Source organism: Nocardia sp. NPDC003183 (assembly GCF_053590715.1).
Map to the genome: position 1 here is coordinate 133,306 of NZ_JBSFTG010000012.1, position 19,987 is coordinate 153,292.

22 protein-coding genes are annotated in these 19,987 nt (G+C 67.8%); 8 read left to right on the forward strand and 14 right to left on the reverse strand.

Annotation, left to right across the window (positions count from 1 at the left end):
* The first annotated feature begins 105 nt into the window (after nucleotides 1-105).
* Together cysC and ACWDXS_RS27130 are read left to right on the forward strand one after the other, a co-directional pair.
* The gene (cysC, locus tag ACWDXS_RS27125; RefSeq protein WP_449969818.1) at nucleotides 106-684 is read left to right on the forward strand and encodes an adenylyl-sulfate kinase; all 579 of its coding nucleotides are present in this window, start codon (nucleotides 106-108) and stop codon (nucleotides 682-684) included.
* Complete coding sequence (locus ACWDXS_RS27130; RefSeq protein WP_387445292.1) at nucleotides 681-1,481, forward strand: sulfotransferase family protein; 801 nt, start codon at nucleotides 681-683, stop codon at nucleotides 1,479-1,481. Before cysC ends, ACWDXS_RS27130 begins: the two co-directional genes overlap by 4 nt.
* Here ACWDXS_RS27130 and ACWDXS_RS27135 read toward each other — a convergent pair.
* Together ACWDXS_RS27135 and ACWDXS_RS27140 are read right to left on the reverse strand one after the other, a co-directional pair.
* Nucleotides 1,478-2,284 carry an ABC transporter permease gene (locus ACWDXS_RS27135; protein ID WP_387445293.1) on the reverse strand — a complete coding sequence of 269 codons (807 nt, stop codon included), beginning with the start codon at nucleotides 2,282-2,284 and terminating at the stop codon, nucleotides 1,478-1,480. The genes ACWDXS_RS27130 and ACWDXS_RS27135 overlap by 4 nt on opposite strands.
* Nucleotides 2,281-3,219, reverse strand: coding sequence for an ATP-binding cassette domain-containing protein (locus ACWDXS_RS27140; protein ID WP_378994609.1), 939 nt, complete (start codon nucleotides 3,217-3,219; stop codon nucleotides 2,281-2,283). Before ACWDXS_RS27140 ends, ACWDXS_RS27135 begins: the two co-directional genes overlap by 4 nt.
* 119 nt (nucleotides 3,220-3,338) lie before the next feature.
* Between ACWDXS_RS27140 and ACWDXS_RS27145 the strand changes: the two genes are divergently transcribed.
* Complete coding sequence (locus ACWDXS_RS27145; RefSeq protein WP_449969823.1) at nucleotides 3,339-3,977, forward strand: PadR family transcriptional regulator; 639 nt, start codon at nucleotides 3,339-3,341, stop codon at nucleotides 3,975-3,977.
* 16 nt (nucleotides 3,978-3,993) lie between these two features.
* Here the strand turns inward: ACWDXS_RS27145 and ACWDXS_RS27150 are convergent, their stop codons facing one another.
* Nucleotides 3,994-4,923: a DMT family transporter gene (locus ACWDXS_RS27150; RefSeq protein ID WP_449969826.1), complete on the reverse strand. Its 930-nt coding sequence runs from the start codon at nucleotides 4,921-4,923 to the stop codon at nucleotides 3,994-3,996.
* A gap of 129 nt (nucleotides 4,924-5,052) precedes the next feature.
* Between ACWDXS_RS27150 and ACWDXS_RS27155 the strand changes: the two genes are divergently transcribed.
* Nucleotides 5,053-5,505: an Lrp/AsnC family transcriptional regulator gene (locus ACWDXS_RS27155; protein WP_378994618.1), complete on the forward strand. Its 453-nt coding sequence runs from the start codon at nucleotides 5,053-5,055 to the stop codon at nucleotides 5,503-5,505.
* Here the strand turns inward: ACWDXS_RS27155 and ACWDXS_RS27160 are convergent.
* From ACWDXS_RS27160 to ACWDXS_RS27190, 7 genes are all read right to left on the reverse strand, one after another.
* Complete coding sequence (locus ACWDXS_RS27160; protein ID WP_449969829.1) at nucleotides 5,492-6,145, reverse strand: CoA transferase subunit B; 654 nt, start codon at nucleotides 6,143-6,145, stop codon at nucleotides 5,492-5,494. The two genes, ACWDXS_RS27155 and ACWDXS_RS27160, sit on opposite strands and share 14 nt — an antisense overlap.
* Nucleotides 6,142-6,885: a CoA transferase subunit A gene (locus ACWDXS_RS27165; protein WP_449969831.1), complete on the reverse strand. Its 744-nt coding sequence runs from the start codon at nucleotides 6,883-6,885 to the stop codon at nucleotides 6,142-6,144. The genes ACWDXS_RS27160 and ACWDXS_RS27165 overlap by 4 nt, the downstream gene beginning before the upstream one ends.
* Nucleotides 6,882-7,466 carry an RBBP9/YdeN family alpha/beta hydrolase gene (locus ACWDXS_RS27170; RefSeq protein WP_449969834.1) on the reverse strand — a complete coding sequence of 195 codons (585 nt, stop codon included), beginning with the start codon at nucleotides 7,464-7,466 and terminating at the stop codon, nucleotides 6,882-6,884. Before ACWDXS_RS27170 ends, ACWDXS_RS27165 begins: the two co-directional genes overlap by 4 nt.
* 26 nt (nucleotides 7,467-7,492) lie before the next feature.
* Nucleotides 7,493-8,794, reverse strand: coding sequence for an MFS transporter (locus tag ACWDXS_RS27175; RefSeq protein ID WP_449969837.1), 1,302 nt, complete (start codon nucleotides 8,792-8,794; stop codon nucleotides 7,493-7,495).
* A 65-nt stretch (nucleotides 8,795-8,859) separates the two neighbouring features.
* Nucleotides 8,860-9,912, reverse strand: coding sequence for a BKACE family enzyme (locus ACWDXS_RS27180; RefSeq protein WP_387445301.1), 1,053 nt, complete (start codon nucleotides 9,910-9,912; stop codon nucleotides 8,860-8,862).
* Nucleotides 9,913-9,957: 45 nt separating this feature from the next.
* A complete protein-coding gene (locus ACWDXS_RS27185) occupies nucleotides 9,958-10,824 on the reverse strand; it encodes a TauD/TfdA dioxygenase family protein (protein ID WP_378994636.1) in 867 nt (288 codons plus the stop codon).
* A gap of 26 nt (nucleotides 10,825-10,850) precedes the next feature.
* Entirely contained in the window at nucleotides 10,851-11,822 is a 972-nt protein-coding gene (locus ACWDXS_RS27190) for a quinone oxidoreductase family protein (RefSeq protein ID WP_449969841.1), read from the reverse strand.
* Between the two features lie 108 nt (nucleotides 11,823-11,930).
* On the opposite strand from ACWDXS_RS27190, the gene ACWDXS_RS27195 reads away from it, so the two are divergent.
* Nucleotides 11,931-12,926, forward strand: a complete 996-nt coding sequence (locus ACWDXS_RS27195) for an AraC family transcriptional regulator (protein ID WP_449969844.1) — start codon at nucleotides 11,931-11,933, stop codon at nucleotides 12,924-12,926.
* Between the two features lie 18 nt (nucleotides 12,927-12,944).
* Here the strand turns inward: ACWDXS_RS27195 and ACWDXS_RS27200 are convergent, their stop codons facing one another.
* Nucleotides 12,945-14,234 (reverse strand): helix-turn-helix domain-containing protein, encoded by a 1,290-nt coding sequence (locus ACWDXS_RS27200; RefSeq protein WP_449969847.1) that lies wholly within the window; start codon nucleotides 14,232-14,234, stop codon nucleotides 12,945-12,947.
* Between the two features lie 218 nt (nucleotides 14,235-14,452).
* On the opposite strand from ACWDXS_RS27200, the gene ACWDXS_RS27205 reads away from it, so the two are divergent.
* On the forward strand, nucleotides 14,453-16,051 hold the full coding sequence (locus tag ACWDXS_RS27205) for an MFS transporter (RefSeq protein WP_387445305.1): 1,599 nt from the start codon (nucleotides 14,453-14,455) through the stop codon (nucleotides 16,049-16,051).
* A gap of 39 nt (nucleotides 16,052-16,090) precedes the next feature.
* Here ACWDXS_RS27205 and ACWDXS_RS27210 read toward each other — a convergent pair whose 3' ends face one another.
* The 3 genes from ACWDXS_RS27210 to ACWDXS_RS27220 are packed head-to-tail and all read right to left on the reverse strand — an operon-like array spanning nucleotide 16,091 to nucleotide 19,078.
* Complete coding sequence (locus ACWDXS_RS27210; RefSeq protein WP_378994651.1) at nucleotides 16,091-16,714, reverse strand: DUF4203 domain-containing protein; 624 nt, start codon at nucleotides 16,712-16,714, stop codon at nucleotides 16,091-16,093.
* A gap of 28 nt (nucleotides 16,715-16,742) precedes the next feature.
* On the reverse strand, nucleotides 16,743-18,407 hold the full coding sequence (locus tag ACWDXS_RS27215; RefSeq protein WP_449969851.1) for a SulP family inorganic anion transporter: 1,665 nt from the start codon (nucleotides 18,405-18,407) through the stop codon (nucleotides 16,743-16,745).
* A gap of 14 nt (nucleotides 18,408-18,421) precedes the next feature.
* Nucleotides 18,422-19,078, reverse strand: a complete 657-nt coding sequence (locus tag ACWDXS_RS27220; RefSeq protein ID WP_378994656.1) for a GAP family protein — start codon at nucleotides 19,076-19,078, stop codon at nucleotides 18,422-18,424.
* 120 nt (nucleotides 19,079-19,198) lie between these two features.
* Between ACWDXS_RS27220 and ACWDXS_RS27225 the strand changes: the two genes are divergently transcribed.
* Both ACWDXS_RS27225 and ACWDXS_RS27230 read left to right on the forward strand, forming a co-directional pair.
* Nucleotides 19,199-19,621 (forward strand): DUF6325 family protein, encoded by a 423-nt coding sequence (locus ACWDXS_RS27225; protein WP_378994659.1) that lies wholly within the window; start codon nucleotides 19,199-19,201, stop codon nucleotides 19,619-19,621.
* 12 nt (nucleotides 19,622-19,633) lie between these two features.
* Entirely contained in the window at nucleotides 19,634-19,951 is a 318-nt protein-coding gene (locus tag ACWDXS_RS27230; protein ID WP_449969855.1) for an SHOCT domain-containing protein, read from the forward strand.
* Nucleotides 19,952-19,987: the final 36 nt, after the last annotated feature.

Consider the following 19,987-nt stretch of genomic DNA (forward strand, 5'->3'; position numbering starts at 1 on the left):
CGTTTCCCTTATCGTGCCAGGACGAATTCTATTGGGCAGCAGGCGTTTACGCGTCGATCGCACAATCGATACCCCCACATAATTTCGCCCTGTCAGAAATGTCTGATGAATGACGGGCCCTGCAGACCGGGCGGGACAGTTCTGCTGACCGGGCTGCCCAGTTCGGGAAAATCCACCATCGCAGCCGCCACCCGGCAGCGGGTGGCGGCCGCCGGGCATCGGGTCGAGGTACTCGACGGCGACGACGTGCGCGGGCGGCTGTGGCCCGAACTCGGCCTCTCCCCCGGCGACCGCACACAGAATCTCGGCCGGATCACCACCCTCGCGCTGATGCTGGCCGGGCACGGCGTGCTCGTTCTCGTGGCAGCCATCGCGCCGTACGCCGCCGATCGCGCGCTGATGCGGGTGCGCCACGACGACGCCGGCCTCGACTTCGCCGAAGTCCACGTCGCGACAGCGCTTTCCACCTGCACACAACGCGACGTCAAGGGCCTGTACGGGCGCCGATCCAGAGGCGAGCTCACCCAGCTCACCGGGGTCGACGCGGCCTACGAGGAACCGCTGTCGCCCGCTCTGCGGATAGACACCACCGCCGAGCCGGTCGCCGAATCCGCCGATCACGTCCTCGATCTCCTGATCCGCCGGGGCCTGATCACCGCTGTGCTGCCGAGCCCACGCCCGTGAGGCAGACGACGGCGAACCGCCTCGTACCCGCGCCGATCTTCATCCTGTCCGCGCCCCGATCCGGGTCGACCCTGCTGCGGTCGGTCCTCGACAGCCATGCACGCATCCACGCCCCACACGAACTCCACCTGAACCTGCTGACCGTCCAGGAACTGGAGTGGGCCGCCGATGACATCACCGAGCGCTACGCGAGTATCTCGCTGGACGCGCTCGGCCTGACGATCCGTGAACTCGAACATCTCCTCTGGGACCGCCTGCTGCACCACGAGCTGGAACGCAGCGGGAAGGACCGGATGGTCAACAAGACGACGAGCAGCGTGCTGACCTGGAGACGGATCGCCGCGTGCTGGCCCGACGCCCGCTACGTGTTCCTGTTGCGCCACCCGGTCCAGATCGCCGACTCGCTGGGCCGCGCGTGGGCGGATCGCCGTGAGATCGACCCGGTGCGGCGGACGCTGGAGTTCGTCGCGGCGATGAACGAGGCCAGGGCGACGCTGGACGGCCACGAGATCCGCTACGAGGACCTGACCCACCGCCCCGAGGAAACCGTGCGCGGCCTGTGCCGGTTCCTCGACGTCGAGTGGCAGCCCTCGATGCTGGACTACGGCCGTTTCGACCACGGCAGCTACATTCGCGGCATCGGCGACTGGAGCGACACCATCCGCTCCGGCGCCATCCAGCCTGCCCGGCCACTGCCCGCCGACGAGACGATCCCGGACGCGCTGAGGACGGCGTGCCGAGAATGGGGCTACCCGGCTCGCGCGGAGCAGGACCACCGAGATGCCGCGCTGAGCTAGCGACTCAGATCCCGGAACCGCTTCACTGCCAGCGGGAAGAACACCGCGATCAAACCGAGCGGCCATGCCACCGCCAGCATTTCGGCGTGTGCCCCGGCCCAGGAGTCGCCGACCGCACCCGGATTGCCCAGCAGACCGCGCACCGCCGTGGCCGTCGCCGACATCGGGTTCCACTCGACGACCGCACCCAGCCAGGACGGCATCGACTCGGGCGAGGCGATGGCATTGGAGAGGAAGCTGATCGGCCAGACCAGGATCTGCACCGCCTGCACCAGTTCGGGCTTGCCCGCGACCATCGCCAGGTAGATGCCGATCCACAACATCGCGAAGCGGAACAGCAACAACAGCCCTACCGCCGCCAGGAACGAGGCGGCACCATCGTGCCAGCGCCAGCCGATCGCGTACCCGACCGCGATCATCACGATCAGCCCGACCGCCGACTGCAGCATGTCGGCGACGCTGCGACCCACCAGGACCGCGGCCGAGTTCATCGGCATCGAGCGGAATCGATCGATGACCCCCTTGCCGAGGTCCTGGGTCACCGCGAGCATGGTCGCCTCGAGGCCGAAGGCCATTGTCATGGTGAGGATTCCGGGGACCAGGTAGTCCTTGAAGTCACCGTCGATGCCGCGCCCGCCGCCGATCAGGTAGCTGAACATCAGCAACAGCATCACCGGGAACACCAGCCCGACGACCACCTGGACGGGCTGGCGGGCCCAGTGCGCCAGCTCGCGTCTGGTCATCGTCCAGGAATCGGTGAGCGCCGTGCTCAGGGTCCGGTTCGTCGAATATGTCGCGCTCACGCCGCGTCCTCCTTGGTCAGCTGCATGAAGACTTCGTCGAGCGTCGGCCGTCTGATCGCGATGTCCTCGGCTTCGATGCCGTTGGTCTCCAGCGCCCGGACCGTCTCGGTGAGTGCCGCCATCCGGTCACCGACCGCGGCGCTGACCATCCGCCGGTCCTCGTCCACCACCGCCTCGCCGGGGATGAGCGCGGCCGCGAGGGCCAGCTGGGTGGAGTCGTGCAGGACTACGTCGATGCGGTCGCCGCCGGTCTTGGATTTCAGCTGGTCGGCGGTGCCCGCCGCGATGACCTTCCCGTGGTCGATCACCGAGATCTGATCGGCCAATTGATCGGCCTCCTCCAGGTATTGCGTGGTCAGCAGCACGGTGGTGCCGCCGTCGACCAGGGAGCGCACCGAACTCCACACCTCGGCGCGACCGCGGGGATCGAGCCCGGTCGTGGGTTCGTCCAGGAACAGCACCTGCGGTGCGGAGATGAGCGACGCCGCGAGGTCGAGCCGCCGGCGCATACCGCCGCTGTACTGCTTGACCGCTTTCTTGCCGGTGTCCGCGAGACCGAATCGCGCGAGGAGTTCGTCGGCCCTGACACCCGCGCGCCGCGCGCCCAGGTGGTAGAGACGCCCGAACATCTCCAGGTTCTGCCGACCGCTGAGTTCCTCGTCGACAGCCGCGCTCTGGCCGAGCAGGCCGATGCGTGAACGCACCTCGTCGGCTCGCGTGCGCACGTCGATGCCCGCCACCTCGACCCGCCCTTCCTCCGGCCGGAGCAACGTGGACATGATGCGCACGGCCGTGGTCTTTCCCGCGCCGTTCGGGCCGAGTACCGCGTGCACGGTACCGGCCCGAACAGCGAGATCGAGTCCGTCGAGGGCCTGCTTCGCCCCGTACTTCTTGCGCAGGCCTTCGACGACGATCGAGAGATCGTGGTCAGTCAAAACACCCTCCATCAACCAGTGATCAAATTTGACTAGATGGCTAAGGTACCGGGGCCGGTTCAGTTAGTCAAACTTGAATACTGCTATTTTGATCGCACTCGCTCGGAAGGGAGACGTCCATGTCAGCGATCCGGTTGCTGGTCCTCGGCGCGGTCCGTCAGCACGGCCGAGCGCACGGTTATCAGGTGCGCAACGACCTGGAATTCTGGGGCGCGCACGAATGGTCCAACGCCAAGCCCGGCTCGATCTACCACGCGCTCAAGCAGATGGCCAAGCAGGGACTGCTCCTCGCGCACGAGGTCGCCCCGAGCACCGTCGGCGGTCCGCCCCGCGTCGAGTACGAGGTCACCGACAAGGGCACCGAGGAGTTCCTCACACTGCTCCGCGAGGCTCTGACCTCGTACGACCAGCAGATGGACATGATCTCGGCCGCCATCGGTTTCATCGTCGACCTACCGCGCGCCGAGGCGGTCGCGCTCCTGAAGCAACGAATGATCGGCCTCGAGCAGTGGCGTGCCTCGGTCACCGAGTACTACACGCCGGAGCAGGGTCCGGGGCAGCTCGGACACATCGGCGAGATCATGAACATGTGGGTGCACTCCGCCGACAGCGAAGCAGCCTGGACGCACGGCCTGATCGACCGCATCGAAGGCGGCGCGTACACCTTCGCCGACGAGGGCGAACCTTTCGTGGGCATCCTCGCCGAGGACGAGCCGAACCCGTTCGGCACCGGCCCGCACCCCGACGACCTCCGCTGACCGGGGTTTCACCAGCTCAAGGGCGAACCAGGACTTCGCTCGGCCGCTCGGCCGGGGCGGACGATTGCCGTTCGATCAAACCCAGTGCGACGCCGGCGACGATGACCGCGCCGCCCGCCACCTGGGCGAGCCGGAACGGCTCGCCGTTGATGATCACGGCGCTGAGCACGCCGAAGACCGGGACCAGGTTGAGAATGTTCACCGCGACGCTCGGCGCCATCCTGCGCAGGCCGTAGTTGTAGAGCAGGAACCCGCCGACCGAGCACGCCACGGCCAGGTAGACGAGCAGCGACGACGTGGTCACGTCGGGCATGCGCCAGCTGCCGGCTTCCAGGAGCGCGATCAGGACGAATCCGCCCGCCCCCGCCATGGTCTGGTAGTAGGTGACGGTCAGGGCGCCGTGTCCGGCACTCGCCCGCTTGCCGAGCACGTTGTAGCCCGCCCAGGCCAGTCCGCCGAGCAGCAGGATGATGTCGCCCAGCCACCGTGCGCTGCCGCCGATCCGGGCACCGTCGTGGACCACGAGAACGGCACCGGCGGTGGCCAGCAGCACGCCCGTCACCCGCAGCGGCGGCAGCCGGACGCGCAGGACGGCCAGCTCCAGCAGCATCGTCATCAGCGGGTACGTCGCCACGATGAGAGCCGCGTCGGAGGCTGTGGACAGATCCACGCCGACGTTCTCGAGGACGAAATAGACGGTGATGCCGAGTAATCCGCACAGGTAGAGCAGGCGCCGCTGCCCGGCATCCGGCCGGTCGCCGCGGTGGCGGTCCAGTCGCACCATCGCGGCGAGCAGCAACGCCGCCATGGTGAATCGGGCGGCCCCGATACTGAGCGGCCCGAGGTCGGCCAACAGCACTTTCGTCACCGCGTAGGAACTGCTCCACAACAGCGCGGCCGCGACCACCGCGCCCACCGCCCCCACGCTCGGCCCTCGTTCACGCACCGGAAGGCACCTCTTTCCGAAGTATCGCAGCCGAACGAAAATCAGCTGACCGGCGAGACGCTAGCAATATAGTCAGCAGCTATGCGTACACTCCGAACTAGATTCGGAAATTGATAGAGAGAGGCGAGCGTGGACGAACTAGATTCGGCGTTGGTACGGATGCTCCAACAGGATGGTCGGCGCACCAATCGCGACATGGCCCAAGCGCTCGACATCGCCCCCTCGACCTGTCTGGAGCGGATCAGATCGCTGCGCGAACGCGGCATCCTGACCGGGTTCCACGCGGAGGCGGACCTCGCGGCGATCGGGCGCGGGTTGCAGGCCGTGATCGCCGTGCGCGTCCACCCACCGACCCGCGCGGTGATCGAGGGCTTCCAGGCGTTCCTGGAGCAGATGCCCGAGGTGATCTCGCTGTTCGTGCTCACCGGCAACGACGATTTCCTCGTGCACGTGGCCGTCCGCGACACCGACCATCTGCACGGGGTGGTCCTGGACAAGCTGACGACGCGTCCGGAACTCGCCAACGTCCGCACCTCGGTGGTCTACGGGCACCAGCGCAAGAAGGTGATCAGCCCCACGTGAGCGGTGCCGCGGTCACGGCGCGGACGTGTTCCTCGCGCACGCCCGGTGCGCATTCGCGCAGGACCAGACCCGTCGGCTCGACGTCGATGACAGCCAAGTCGGTGATGATCCGATGCACGACGCCCGCCCCGGTGAGCGGCAAGGTACAGGTCGGCACGATTTTCGGGGTACCCGCCTTGTCGGTGTGCGTCATCACCACGATCACGCGACGGGCGCCGTGGACCAGGTCCATCGCCCCGCCCATCCCTTTGACCATCCGACCCGGCACCATCCAGTTGGCGAGGTCGCCCGCGGCCGAGACCTGCATGCCGCCGAGGACCGCGGTGTCGATGTGGCCACCACGGATCATGCCGAAACTGAGCGACGAATCGAAGAACGAGGCGCCGTCGGCGACGGTGACGGTTTCCTTGCCCGCGTTGATCAGGTCGGCGTCGACGTCGTCGTCGCGGGGGTAGGGACCGGTGCCGAGGATCCCGTTCTCCGAATGCAGCGTCACCGCCACACCCTCGGGCAGGAAATTGGGGATCAGGGTCGGCAGCCCGATACCGAGGTTGACGTACTCGCCGGACCGTAGTTCCCGCGCGGCGCGGGCGGCCATCTCGGTGCGCGTCCAGCCGAGCGCCACCGTCGATGCGGTCATGACACGGTCCGCCTTTCGATGAGTTTGGTCTGCGGCCCCGTGTGCACGATCCGGTCGACGAACACGCCGGGCAGATGCACCTGCGCCGGATCGAGGGAACCGGCGGGCACCAGCGTCTCGACCTGGGCGATACACACCGTGCCCGCCATCGCGGCGAGCGGGTTGAAATTGCGGGCGGCCTTGTTGAACACCAGATTTCCGTCGGTGTCGCCGATCAGGGCGTGCACGAGCGCGTAGTCGGCGGTGATGGATTCCTCGAGCACGAACCGGCGACCATGGAAGGTGCGGACCTCTTTGGCGGGCGAGGCGATCGCGACGGACCCGTCGGACCGGTACCGCCACGGCAATCCCCCGTCGGATACCGGCGTCCCGACACCCGCCGCGGTGAAGAAGGCCGGAATCCCGGTCCCGCCCGCGCGCAGTTTCTCGGCGAGGGTGCCCTGCGGTGTCAGTTCGACTTCCAGTTCACCGGACAGATACTGGCGCGCGAACTCGGCGTTCTCCCCGACATAGGACGCGGTGATCCGACGGATACGCTTCTGCGCCAGCAAGATCCCCAGCCCATGACTGTCGGTGCCGCAGTTGTTCGAGAAGATCTCCAGCTCGTCGGCCGCGCCCGCCGCCAGTGCGGCGACGAGTGCGTCGGGAATGCCGCACACCCCGAAACCGCCGACGGCGAGCGAGGATCCGGACCCGATATCGGCGACCGCCGCGGCAGCCGTGGCGAACACCGTCGTCATCGGGCGAGCTCCCCGGTGAGGTCGAGGAGTTCGTCGAGCAGTTCCTGGGCGCGCGGCCACGGACCGTAGCCCGCCGCCGGATTCAGATGCCCGACGTCGCCGAGGTCGACCAGCCTGCTCCCCCATACCTCGGCCATGCCCGCGACGCGACGCGTCGTGGCCAAGGGGTCGGTGCTGCTCGCGGCCACGATGCTCGGGAACGGCAACTGCCGCCGCGGGATCGGTGTCCAGCCGTTGGCCGCCAGTTCCTCGGCGGTCGGATAGCCCGGTGGCAGCGGGGTTTCGAAGTCGGGCGGTGTCGCGAGCAGCGCGCCGCGCACCGGCCGGTCGGACTGCTGAGCCCAGTGGACGGTGATCATTACGCCCGCGCTGTGCGCGACCAGGACGACAGGGCCGTCGATCTCGGCGAGCACTGCCTCGAGTGTGGCGACCCGCGCGGCCAGGCTCAGCCCGTCGCGCTCGAGCGGCGGCACGATCGCCACCTTGTCGAGGGTGTCGGCGAGCAGCGTCTGCCAGTGGCCGGCGACATGGTCGCGCAGACCGGGCACGATCACGACGGTGGGTTCGGGGAGGGAATTCATGTGTGCGGTAATCCTTTTCGACGGGATCAGTGCGGAGCCGAGGCATGGACGGAGGCGAGCTTGCGCAGACCGATCGGGTACATCCGGCGGCCGAGGAGCAGGGCGGCGATGGCGAGCACCGACACGACCGGGGTGATGCGCAGCGCGTCCCGCAGCCCGAGATGATCGGCGAGCACGCCGACGACGAACGGGCCGAGCGCCAGTCCGAGCAGACTGTTGGCGAGGGTGAGGGTGCCGAACGCCGAAGCGCGAACCGAAGGGTGGGTGAGGTTGGCGACCATGGCGACGGTGGGACCGGCCGAGCCGCCGGAGAAGAACGCGCCGATGCCGAGCAGAATCAGTTGCGGGGCACCGGTACTCAGGCTGAATCCGATGCCGAGGGTCACGAGCGAGGTCAGGCAGAACACGATCGCGGTGGTCCACTTGCGGGCCATCTCCGAACGCCCGACCCGGTCGGTGATCACCCCGCACACCACCATGCCTGTGCCGACGAGTGTCACGATCACGGCCGCCAGACCCGCGGCCCGGTCCGGGGCCAGCCCGTAGTAGCGGTTGAAGAAGCTGGGCATCCACGACAGCAGCACCGCGGCGGTGAACATCTGCAACCCGCTGCCCACATAGGCGCACAGCACCGCCGGATTGGTGAACAGCGTCGAAATCGGCGCCCGGAAGGCGACTTCGGGAGTGGGTTCGGCCGCGTGTTCGGCGTTGCGCTGCTCCTTGACCACCACCCAGAACGCCACGGCCAGCACAAGCCCGAACACCGCCATCGTCGCGAATGACCACCGCCACCCCAGGTGCACGGCGATCACGCCACCCGCGGCGACACCGAGCACCGATCCGAACGAACCACCGGCCATGAACGCGCCGCTCAGCGCGGCATGCCGCCGCGCGGCGAACACACTGAGCACCAGCGCGATGCCGACACTGCCGTACGCGGCCTCCCCGACGCCGACGAAGAAACGCGCGGCCAGCATCTGCGGATAGTTGTCGGCCAGTGCGCACACCAGCGTCGCGATACTCCACACCACGGCCATCAGCACCAGGCTCTTGACCCGGCCCCACCGGTCGGCCAGCACCGACAGCGGCAGGGTGAGCAACCCGACCATCAGCGCGACCACACTGCTCAGCGACGCCAACTGCGAATCCGACAGCGTCCATTCGGTTTTCAGGAACGGAAATACCGCGCTCAGCACTTGTCGGGACATGTAGTCGGCCAGTAGCAGGCCGAAAGCCAGTGCAAACACCAGCCAGGGATAGTTGCGGCGAATGGTCGAGGAACGGCTCGGCGCCGGCGCGGGCTTCGCGGCGGTGGTGGTGAGGTCCATGGGTGCTCCTGCGAACCGGTGGACGTCGTCGCTGACGTCCACCGGGTTGTCGAGAAGGGGAAGGGTCAGGCGTGGTGGGTGAACCCGACCTGGCCCGGCTGGCGATTCGGGGCGAACCCGAGCTTGGCGAGCGTCTCGTCGGCGTCGGCGTAGTGCTCGTCGAGTTTGTAGATCTCGCGCGCTTCCTTGCCGGTGGCGACCTCACGGCCGAGCTCACCGGCGATCCGGACCAGCTGCTGGACCTGCTGGACCGAGGTCATCTTCTCGCCCTTGCGACCCCACAGGGTGTCCTCGTTGCCGCAGCGCGCGTGCAGACCCATGGCGATGGCCATCGTGTTCACCGGCAGCACGCTGCGCATCAGCGTCTCCAGGGTGAGCACGGCGCCGTCGGGGGTGCGGCGGATGAACTCCATCATGTTGTAGGGGTTCGGCCCGTCGAAGCCGCCGCCGATGCCGACCCAGGTGAGCATGAGCGGGCCGGTGTAGACGCCGCGCCGGATCAGCCGCTCCACGGTCTCGAGCTGCGGGATGCTCGACAGCTGGAAGTGCGGCTGAATGCCGTTGGCCTGCAATCGCTTCAGGTGTTCGGCGACCCAGGTCGGACCCGCCGGGACGAACATCTCGCGATAGGCCTCGTACACCTCGGGCCGCTCGAAGGAGGTGCCCGCGATGTCGTCCTCGGTCATCAGCTCGACGATGTTCATCTGACTGGTGTTGATCGCGATGGTGACCTGATCGGGCTTGGGATCGAGCTCGGCCAGCATGTGCCGGGCATCGTCGGTGAGCCATTTCGCGTCGGCGCCTTCACCTTCGGGCGAGAACGAGATCGAGCCGCCCACCTGCAGGATCATGTCCGGCACGGCCTCGCGCAGGCGGCCGAGCAGCTCGTTGAACTTCGACAGGCGCTTGGAGCCCTTGCCATCGAGTTCACGCACATGGATGTGCAGCACGGTGGCGCCGGCTTCGTAGCAGTCCACGGCCGCCTGGACGTGCTCGTCCATGGTCAGCGGCAGGTCGTCGCGGAAGTCGTCGAGTTCCCATTCCGGGCCGTACGGTGCGACGGTGATGACCAGCTTTTCCTGGTTTTCGGGGAACAGTGCGTCGTCGTGAAAATGCATGGGGGTACTCCGATCGGAATTGCGGGGTTATCGAAAAAGGGAATGTCAGAAGGGACGGTCGCCGACGATCCCGGCACGTTCCATCTTGCGGACGGCGGGCCAGTAGTCCTGGACCGCGTAGTGCTGGGTGCACCGGTTGTCCCAGATCGCGAAGCTGTTCTCGGTCCAGCGCCAGCGCACCTGGTATTCGGGGATACTCGCCTGGCGCATCAGGTAATTGAGCAGTTCGCTCGCGCCCGGCGCGTAGTCGGCGCCGAATCGGATGTTCTCCGGCGTGTGGTAATTGACCAGATGCGTCGTGAAGGAATTGACGAACAGAATGTCCTCGCCGGTGTCCGGATGAATGCGCACCACCGGATGTTCGGCATCGGGGAAACGCTCGTGCAGGGCGAGCCGCTTCTCCTCGGTGAGCGCGGCGCCGAAACTCGCCTCGATACTGTGCCGGGCCCGCAGATGCGCGATCTGGGATTTCACCGACTGCGGCAGCCGTTTGTACGCCTCGACCATGTTCACCCAGATGGTGTCGCCGCCGACGGGCGGCGTTTCCACGCAGCGCAGCACGGCGCCCATCGGCGGATTGACCCGCCAGGTGGCATCGCAGTGGTAGGCGTTCTCGTAGTGCTCGGGCGCACTGTCGAGGTCCTTGTAGATGCGGACGAGACCAGGGTGGTCGGGATCGCTGCCGAGGGCCGGGTGGTCCTCGAGCGGGCCGAAACGTTCAGCGAGGGCGACGTGTTCGGCGCGGGTGATGTCCTGGTCGCGGACGAAGAGCACCTTGTGGCGCAGCAGCAGGGTGCGCAGTTCGGCGAACAGGGCGTCGTCGACGGCGGCCTCGGCGAGGTCCACCCCGTGCAGTTGCGCGCCGATGGTCGCGGTCAGCGGCACCGCGTGGATCGCGGTTCGAACGGTCATTGGCTTGTTCCTTTCCGGTGGGCGCGTCAGATCGCGAAGACCGACGCGCCGACGCTGCGGCCCGCTTCGAGGTCGCGATGGGCCTGGACGGCGTTCGGGAGTTCGTAGCGCTGGTTGATCTCGACCCGCAGGCGCCCCGCGGTGAGGTGGTCGTGCAGTTCACCGGCCAGTTCGGCGCGTTCGGCCGGGTCGGCGATGTAGTCCGCGAGCGCGGGCCGGGTGACGTACAGCGAGCCCTTCACGGCCAGCTGCATCGGTTCGATCGGCGGCACCGGACCCGAGGCGGTACCGAAGCACACCAGCAGACCGCGCCGGGCGAGGGAGTCGATCGAGGACTGGTAGGTGGTCTTGCCGATGCTGTCGTAGACCACGGGAACGCCCGCGCCGTCGGTGATTTCACGGACCCGGGTCGCGACGTCCTCGCGGGTGTAGATCACTACGTGGTCGCAGCCGTTGGCGCGGGCGACCGCCGCCTTCTCCTCGCTGGAGACGGTGCCGATCACACTGACCCCGAGCAGTTTCGCCCACTGGGTGAACAGCTGACCGACCCCACCCGCCGCCGCGTGCAGGAGCACCGTGTCGCCGGCGCGCAGCGGATGGATGCGGCGCAACAGGTAGGCGGTGGTCAGGCCGCGCATCGTGGTCGCGGCCGCGGTGTCGAACGCGATGGCATCGGGCAGGGCGATCAGGTGCTCGGCGGGCATGATCCGTTCGGTGCTGTACGCGCCGAGCGGGCTGCCGGTGTAGGTGACGCGGTCACCGGGCGCGAAATCGACGCCGGGGCCGACGGCTTCGATGACGCCCGCCCCCTCCACACCGAGGCCCGCCGGCAACGCCGCCGGGTACAGACCGGTGCGGAAATACGTGTCGGCGAAGTTGAGACCGACCGCCTCGTGCCGGATCCGGACCTGGCCCGGCCCCGGCTCACCGACCTCGGTGGACTCCCACCGCATCACGTCGGGACCACCGGTTTCAGCGAATCGAATTGCGTGTGCCACTGCCATCTCCTCCTGTGTGATGCAGCTAACTGTAGGGTGGGTCACACCGAGATATTTGCCCTCACGGGACAGAAAACTATTCATTTCGGGACAGCGAGGAGGTGTCGGATGAAGCCGTTGTCCAGGTACGCGTCACTGAACGACTACGTCGAACTGGCGCGCTCGCTCGGGCTCGAACCCGCTCGGCTGATCCGCGATTGCGGACTCGACCCGGCCGGTTTCGGCACGCAGGACCGCTGGATTCCGGCCGAAGCCGTCGCCGAGCTACTGGAACGCTCGGCCGCCGAATCCGGCCGCGAGGACTTCGGTGTGCGGTTGGCGCAGCTGCGCCGCTTCTCCAACCTCGGCCCGTTGAGCCTGGTCATCCGCGAGGAACCGGACGTGCGCAGCGCGCTGCGGTTGCTGTCGCGCCACGAGCACATGTACAACGAGGCGCTGCACACCGAGGTCATCGAGGCGAACGGCATGGCTACCATTCGGGTGAGCGTGGACGTCGGCCGAGCGGTGCCCGTACGGCAGGCCGTCGAACTCACCACCGGGGTGCTGCACGGATTGCTCCGCGGTTTCGTCGGACCCACCTGGCGGCCGATGCAGGTGTGCTTCTCCCACCCCGCCCCGCGCGAGAGCACCACCTACCTCAAGATGTTCGGCCCGCATGTCGAGTTCGATCAGGATTTCGACGGAATCCTCACCTACAGCAGCGATCTCGACGCGGAGAACGCGATGGCCGACCCACTGCTGCACGCCTACACGCAGCAGTTGCTCGGCGCGATCGCGCCCTCGCGGGAGGCCACGGTCGCCGACCGGGTCCGCGAACTCGTCGAACTGCTGTTGCCGACGGGCCGGTGCACCGTCGAACAGGTGGCGCGCAGCCTCGGGGTCGACCGGCGCACGGTCCACCGCAAGCTCGCCCAGGACGGCACGACGTTCACCTCGATGGTCGACGAGATCCGCGGGGCACTGGCCGAGCGGATGGTGGCCAACCGCCGCCACTCCCTCACCGAAGTAGGTGACCTGCTCGGCTTTTCGTCGGTGAGCAACTTCTCGCGGTGGTTCAGTACCAGGTATGGAGTCAGCCCCCGGCAGTGGCGGCAACGCGAGTGAGCGCGCCATCGCCGCAACTCAACGGTGAGTGGCCAGTTCGGCGATGGTCGTACGGACCCCGCGCACGGCGGGAACCGCGGCGAATTCGGCTGCTTCGTAATGGAAGTCGCGCAGGCGGGCGGTAGTGCGGGCAGGCATCTCGGCCCCGTGCGTCGCCAGTGCCTGCTCGATCTGTGCGGCGGCCTGCTCTGGTTCGCGGAGCATCAGTTGGAGTCTGGCCGAGAAGATCAACGCCATCGCGGCCGGGATGAAGCTGTCGAGCCGCGGTGCTCGAATATGGGCCGAGGCGGTACGAACCAGATCCGGGCGGGTGACGGCAAGGTCCCGGTAGGTCGGACCTAGTAATTGGGACTGCCGGCCGGGGCCCGGCCAATCGCGGCGTGGGCCGAGCACCATGCTGAACGCGACGGCGGCGAGACTGGTATCGCCCGGGACCGGCTCACGTACCACCTCGTTCGCCTCTGCCCGACATTCGGCGGCGACGATGCTGGCCCGCAGGCACGCGGCCCGGTCACCGAGGATGCCGTGCGCGCAGGCCTCGAGTTCGGCGAGGATCGACCGCAGATGTGGAGTCGCGGTGCGGCGCGCGATGTACTGCGCGAGCTGGACGATCTCCAGCCCCTCCGCAGGACAGCCGTTGTCGAGGCACTGCCAGGTTGTCTCAGCGAGGACGGCGCCGGTCAGCGCCGGGTCGCCGGCGGCGTGCGCCAGCCGCGCGGCGGTGACGAAGTAGCGCCGCGCGGCCCGGTTGTCCTCCACATCCCAGCTCATGGTGGCCGCGATATCGGCCAGTTCGGCACCGATGAGCAGCGCAGGCGCATTCGAGGTTCCCGGCGAAAGGCGTCGTAACCGAGGAATGTTCATCGCCAACCAAGCGGTCACCGGCGCTCGCGCCGGTGACTCGTCGTCCCACTGTCTGGCGCGGGCCCACCGCGCCAGCTCCTCGGCCGCGTCGACTTCCTCGGGCGCGAACCCGTCGCGCGAACGGGTCGGCGGCGGCTGCCGCAACAATTGCCTGAACTGCGCGGGCAGGTCCGCGTCGGGCAACAACGACAGCAGCGGCGCCAACTGGGCGGGCAGGTCTCGCGCGACGCCGACCGATTCGACGGCGAGCCGGTCGTGCAAGTCCCACAGTGACGTGTGCAGCACGGACTCGTACGCGGCGACATGCTCGGCTCGCACCATCCGCACGCCGGTTTCGAGCTGGCCCAGGTACGGCTTCGAATAGTTCGTCCGCGCGGCCATCGCCTGCAGGCTCAGGCCCGCCGCCGTGCGCGCGGCCCGCAGCGCGCGCCCGACCTCGGTCATGAGGTCGGCCTCGCGGCATGAGTCGGGTCGATCATCGTTGGAAGCGTACGTCGCCGTGCTGGTCCGCGTGCGGGGTCTGCAACTGTCTGCAGAAGGGGCGTGGCCGAGCTCCTCCTGCCCTGGACGGACCTAACGTCCACGATCGTGAGCACAACCCTGCTCGCCGTGCGGATCTACCAGCTCGAAATCTCTATCAGCTCGAACAACGGAGCGTGGCCATGTCCACCAGCACCATCCAGCCCGACAACGACACCGGAAGGCTCGAAGGCGCCTCGCGCGCACGAATTTTCACGGTGCTAGCGGTGATCGTTCTCTTCTCCGAGATCGCACCCATGCAGTACACGATCGTCGCGGCAGCGCTACAGAAGATCGCCCCGAGCTTCCCCGGCGTCGGCGCCAACATCAACTGGGCCATCATCGTTTTCGGATTGATCGGCGCGGCCGCGTCTCCGTTGATCGGCAAGATGAGTGATGTCTGGGGCAAGAAGCGGATGTTCCTCATCTGCGGCGCCCTGTTCGTGATCGGCTGCGTACTCGACGCGACCACCTCGAACTGGGGTGTGTTCTTGTTCGGTCGCTGCCTGCAAGCCACCGCCATCGCGACCGCGGTGATCGCCTACGGCCTCATCCGGGACCTGATGCCGCGCAAGATGGTTCCGCTCGCGCTGGGTCTCACCGCGACCGGCTTCGGCGTCGCCTCCATCGCGGGCCCGCTGCTGGGCGGCTACCTCGTCGACAACCACAGCTGGCGTGCCATCTTCTGGGTACTGGGGGCATTCACTGTGGTGATGCTGCCGCTGGTGTGGTTCATCGTGCCCGAGTCCAAGCTCCGCGTGACCGAGCGCATCGACATCGTCGGCGCCGCACTGCTCGCCGGTGGTGCCGCGCTCACCCTGATCTACGTCGACAAAGGCCACGACTGGGGATGGTCGAAGCCGACCACGCTGGCCTGGCTGATCGCGGGCCTCGTGCTGCTCGTGCTGTTCGTCCTCGTCGAAAAGCGGGCCACCACACCGATCATGGACATGCAGCTGCTCTTCCATCCGCGCGTGGCGCTGGTCCTCGCCGGTGCGCTCTTCGCGTCCCTGCAGATCGGCATCGTGTCCTACGCCATCGCCTACATGTCCCAGACCCCGCCGGAGTCGACCGTCGTCGACGGTGTCGCGCAGGGCACCCTGGCCCAGATCCAGCAGCTGACGGGTCAGGCGCTGCCGATCGAGGCCGTGCAGGTAACCCTCGATCCCGGCTATACCTACGGCAGTGGATACACCCTGCTCGAGTTCGCCGTCCGGATCGCGCTGCTCGGTTCGGTGGTCACGATGATCTTCGGCGCGGTCGCGGGCCTGCTGGCCAGGCGGGTCGGTGCCCGGCTGCCGCTCGTCGCGGCACTGGTCATCTTCGCCGCAGCGGCCGTAGCGTTCGCGGTCCTGCCGCTGACCGCCACCAACTTCCTGATCGTGAACTCGATCTTCAGCATCGGCTTCGGTATGTACTACGCCTGTATGCCGATCCTGCTGGTGGAGGCGGTTCCGCAGGAACAGCAGGGCGTCAGCATGGGCATGCTCGGCGTGATGCAGTCCATGGGTGTCGCGATCGGTCTCGCGATCGTCACTGCCTTCCTGCACAGCAACGGCATGAGCGCCCTGGTGAGCGTCGGCGGCCAGGCTCAACCGGCCACCCCGCTGCCCGACCTGTTCGGTGATCGTGGCTACCAACTGGGCTTCTGGGTCTGCGCGGCGGCCTCGGCCGTCGCCCTCACCCTCGCCCTGGTGATGAAGCACGGCCGCACCCCGGCCACGGGCGGCACCGCCCACTGATCCGGGTTCGACCAGCCGGTGGTGTCTCCCGCCGGCTGGTCACCTCGTGGGCCAGCCGCCGTTGCGGTCGCTCATGTCCGGCTCGTCGTCGTCACCGACCAGGTGCTGGATGCCGAGCTTCTCGGCGAACAGGTGGCGCTGGGTGATCCAGCCGAGGATCGACAGACCCACCCAGGCCAGGGTGGCGGTGACCTGCTGCCAGCCGGGCTCGGGGTCGCGCAGGAACGACAGCGAGTCGCTGAACAGCGCGACACCGCTGCAGATCATGCTCGCGCCGCCGATCGAGGTCAACCACAGCAGTGCGCGGGCCCGGAACTTCTGTGCCAGGAACGCGCCTGACACGCCCACCGCGAGCGCGACGATCATGCTCAGGGCGACGTTCTTGTCGCCGGGCTGCAACACCGTCGCCAGCTTGGTGCCGATCATCACGCCGGTCAGACCGCCGATGAAATAGGAGGCGAAACGGAACACCAGCGAGGTGACCACCCAGACCGACACCGCTCCGATCAGCGCGGCCAGCAACAGCCACCAGAAGCTCGCGTTGAACAGGTCCGCGATCAGCCAGCCGAGACCGAACCCGATCGCGAGCAAGCCCAGGTGGACCGAGCGAATCCCGTAGAAGCACAACAGCGCTCCGACGAGAGCGACCAGAATGCCGTTCATCTGCGTTCCTTTCGGCAGGCGAGCATGTTCATGAGCCGGACAGTGCCGCGGCCGCGGCGGCGACGGTGGGATAGATCGGGACCGGGACATCACCGTGCTCGGCCGAGCCGAGGGCGTCACCGAACTGGGCGACCGGTCGCGCGATCGCGAACCCGATGCGCCGGGCGGCCAGCGTGTCACGCAGGGCGAGCAGCATCGCCGCGGCGGTCACGTCGACCGAGGGCGAGGTCTCGGCGTCGAGGACGACCATCCGGGTGCGGTCGGTGCACAGCCCTTCGATCTGGTCCTTCACATAACCGGAGTTGGCGAAGAACAGCCCCGACTCGACCCGGACGACCAGCAGATCGGGGCGCGTCGCCGCGTCCGGGTGCCGGACGGCGGCGACCCACAACGACCCTTCCTTACCGAGCTCGGCCACATGCGGTTGCGAGGCCCGGTACACCAGCAGCAGCATCGACACGCCGATACCGATGAGCAGGCCGGGCAGCGTATCGAAGATCAGCACGCCCAGCATCGCGGCCATCGCGGCCAGGAAGTCGGCGCGTGCCGCCTTGCCGTAGATGCTGGCGAGCATGTGGGTCCAAACCCGGTAGAGGCGACGCAGGGCGGCGATGTCGACCAGCTCGATGACGGCCGCGATCACGACCGCCGCCAAGGTGGCCTCCGGCAGTTTCTCGAACAACCCGGTCAGGAACAGCAGCGTGACGACGGTGAGCCCGGCCACGACAAGCCCGCTGAGCTGGGTCTTCGCCCCGGCGCCACCGTTGACCGCCGTCTTCGACAAGCTACCGTTGACGACCATCCCCGAACTCAGCCCCGAGCCGAGATTGGCGGCGCCGAGGCCGAGCAGCTCCCGATTCGCGTCGATGGGGTAACCCGCCTTGGCCGCATAGGTTTTCGCGGCGCCGAGGCCCTCGGCGAAGCCGATCAGCAACACCCCCACGGCGGGTCCGAGCAGATCGAGGTAGTCACCGAACGACACTCCCGACGGCAGGCCGAGCGTGGGCAGTCCCGAGTCGATATGACCGACAATCGAGACACCCTTGTCGTCGAGTCCGAACACGGTCACGACGACGATGCCGAACCCCACCGCCACCAACGCGCCCGGAACGAACGGCAGCCAGCGGCGCAGTGCGAGCACCAGCGCGAGGCTGATCAAGCCGACCGTCACGGTGCGCCACTGGGCATGGCCCAGCTCGGTGATGATGCCCCACGCCTGCCGGAAGAAGTTGCCGTCGTGTTTGTCGACGCCGAGCAACTTGGGCACCTGCCCGATGATGATGACCAGGGCGAGTCCGACGATGAAGCCCTTGAGTACCGGTTCGGAGATGAACGCGGCGATGAAGCCGAGCCGGATGAGACCGGCGAGCAGACCTACCAGGCCGGTCGCGATGGCGAGTGCGGCCGTCAACGCGATGTAGCGGCCGTTGTCGGCGCCCGCGAGCGGGGCGATGATCGCCGCCGACAGTGCCGCGGTCGCCGACATCGGCCCGACCACCAGGTGCCGCGAACTGCCTGCCAGCGCGTAGAGCACCAGCGACGGCACCGCCGCGTACAGGCCGACCACCGGCGGCACCCCGGCGATCGACGCGTAGGCCAGCGCTTCGGGCACGAGCACCGCCCACACTGTGAGACCGGCGATCACATCCGGCCGCAGCCACGCCCGCCGATACCCCTGCAGTGACTCGAACACCGGTATCGACACCGCTACAGCCCGCCGATGCCCTTGCCGACGACCACAGCGCCCATGATCAACAGCACGATCGCCATCACCGCATGGTTGTTGAGCTGCAACCACTCCCGCAGGCTGTCGAGCATCGGACCGAGCTTGTCGGCCGCGAGCATGTATCCCACGACCACGGCCAGCACGGTGACCGAGGCGAGCAAGGTGAACACCACGATCGCGACCAGGTCGCCCCCCGCGCTCAGACCGCCTGCCCCGATCGCGACACCCGCCGACACACACAGCAGCAGATTCTTCGGATTGACGCCCGACAGCAGCGCTCCCAGCCCCAGCGCCTTCACCGGTGTGAGCGTGTCGATCGCCTTCATCCAGCCGGGCACCTCGGTCTGCGACCGTTCCTGCCACTGGATCACCGCCAGGACCACCAGCGCGACGCCGAGAATGATCTTCACGATCGAGGCGCCGGTCGACGGTTCGCTGTCCGTGCCGCCCAGTGTCCCGGCGAGCATGGTCATCACGCCGGTCACGACGAGGATGCCGGCCACCCACCCCACGGCGAAGCCCTTCGCGGCACCGCCCGCGTTCTTCGACAGGATCATCAGAATGGCGGCGATGATCGGGATCGGCGAGACCGCCACACCCACCGCCAGTGGCAGGAGACCGCCGATTACTGAGCCCATGCCACGACGCTAAGCGGGCCGATCCCGGCGCGCCTCACACTTTCCGGGTGAACTGCGCGCTCGCTGTTTCATCCGAATCGGGTGAAGCGGCCCAGCACTCGCCGGGGGCACGATCTGCCCATGGGATCACCAGCAACGCTCGGACCGGTCGAATTCCTTGTGCTCACCTTTCCCGGCACCGAGATCGACGAATCCGTGTCCGCGGCACTGGCCGAGATCGTCGCGAAAGGCACGGTCACGCTGCTCGATCTGATCGTGCTGTCCATGGACGACGCGGGCGCCATCACCGAACGCGAGATCGACGACGACATCTCCGCGGTGGGTCTGACGGGTCTGACGGCGGCCGACATCGACCTCGTCAGCGACGACGACCTCGACGTAGTCCGGGCATCGATGGAACCGGGAACGACCGCCGTCGTCATCGTTTTCGAGGAAACGTGGGCGCTGCGCCTGGCAGGCGCGGTGCGCGCGGCCGACGGTGAGGTCGCGCTGCACGTGCAAGTACCGCGCGATGCCGTCGACGCCGCGCTCGCCCTCGCCTAGGAAGGAATCGATATGCCACTTCGCCGGGGTCGCGTCGGGCGACCGGGACTGATCGGCACCATCGCCAGAACCGCGGTCGTCGCGGGTACCGCGACCGCCACCTCGAACGCGATGAACCGGCGCGGCGCGCAGCGGGCCGCCGAACAACAGGCCTACGCCCAACAGCAGGCACCGCCTCCGCCGCCGCAGCAACAGGCTCCCCCGCCGCCCGCCGCCCCGAGTGTGGGCAACGACACCGTCGCCCAGCTCGGCAAATTGGCCGAGCTGCATTCCGCGGGCGCACTGTCGGACGCCGAATTCGCCGCCGCGAAAGCCAAACTGCTCAGCTGAGTTTCCGGCGAACGCCGCCCCCGGCCACGGTGCCGG

What these genes read in the sequence shown, in the direction of transcription:
- ACWDXS_RS27230 (WP_449969855.1), top strand. Translation starts at nt 19,634, where the DNA reads ATGCCACTTCGCCGGGGTCGCGTCGGGCGACCGGGACTGATCGGCACC.
- ACWDXS_RS27145 (WP_449969823.1), top strand. Translation starts at nt 3,339, where the DNA reads ATGTCAGCGATCCGGTTGCTGGTCCTCGGCGCGGTCCGTCAGCACGGC.
- ACWDXS_RS27195 (WP_449969844.1), top strand. Translation starts at nt 11,931, where the DNA reads ATGAAGCCGTTGTCCAGGTACGCGTCACTGAACGACTACGTCGAACTG.
- ACWDXS_RS27160 (WP_449969829.1), bottom strand. Translation starts at nt 6,145, where the DNA reads ATGACCGCATCGACGGTGGCGCTCGGCTGGACGCGCACCGAGATGGCC.
- ACWDXS_RS27210 (WP_378994651.1), bottom strand. Translation starts at nt 16,714, where the DNA reads ATGAACGGCATTCTGGTCGCTCTCGTCGGAGCGCTGTTGTGCTTCTAC.
- ACWDXS_RS27220 (WP_378994656.1), bottom strand. Translation starts at nt 19,078, where the DNA reads ATGGGCTCAGTAATCGGCGGTCTCCTGCCACTGGCGGTGGGTGTGGCG.
- ACWDXS_RS27170 (WP_449969834.1), bottom strand. Translation starts at nt 7,466, where the DNA reads ATGAATTCCCTCCCCGAACCCACCGTCGTGATCGTGCCCGGTCTGCGC.
- ACWDXS_RS27205 (WP_387445305.1), top strand. Translation starts at nt 14,453, where the DNA reads ATGTCCACCAGCACCATCCAGCCCGACAACGACACCGGAAGGCTCGAA.
- ACWDXS_RS27165 (WP_449969831.1), bottom strand. Translation starts at nt 6,885, where the DNA reads ATGACGACGGTGTTCGCCACGGCTGCCGCGGCGGTCGCCGATATCGGG.
- cysC (WP_449969818.1), top strand. Translation starts at nt 106, where the DNA reads ATGAATGACGGGCCCTGCAGACCGGGCGGGACAGTTCTGCTGACCGGG.
- ACWDXS_RS27185 (WP_378994636.1), bottom strand. Translation starts at nt 10,824, where the DNA reads ATGACCGTTCGAACCGCGATCCACGCGGTGCCGCTGACCGCGACCATC.
- ACWDXS_RS27175 (WP_449969837.1), bottom strand. Translation starts at nt 8,794, where the DNA reads ATGGACCTCACCACCACCGCCGCGAAGCCCGCGCCGGCGCCGAGCCGT.
- ACWDXS_RS27180 (WP_387445301.1), bottom strand. Translation starts at nt 9,912, where the DNA reads ATGCATTTTCACGACGACGCACTGTTCCCCGAAAACCAGGAAAAGCTG.
- ACWDXS_RS27225 (WP_378994659.1), top strand. Translation starts at nt 19,199, where the DNA reads ATGGGATCACCAGCAACGCTCGGACCGGTCGAATTCCTTGTGCTCACC.
- ACWDXS_RS27200 (WP_449969847.1), bottom strand. Translation starts at nt 14,234, where the DNA reads ATGACCGAGGTCGGGCGCGCGCTGCGGGCCGCGCGCACGGCGGCGGGC.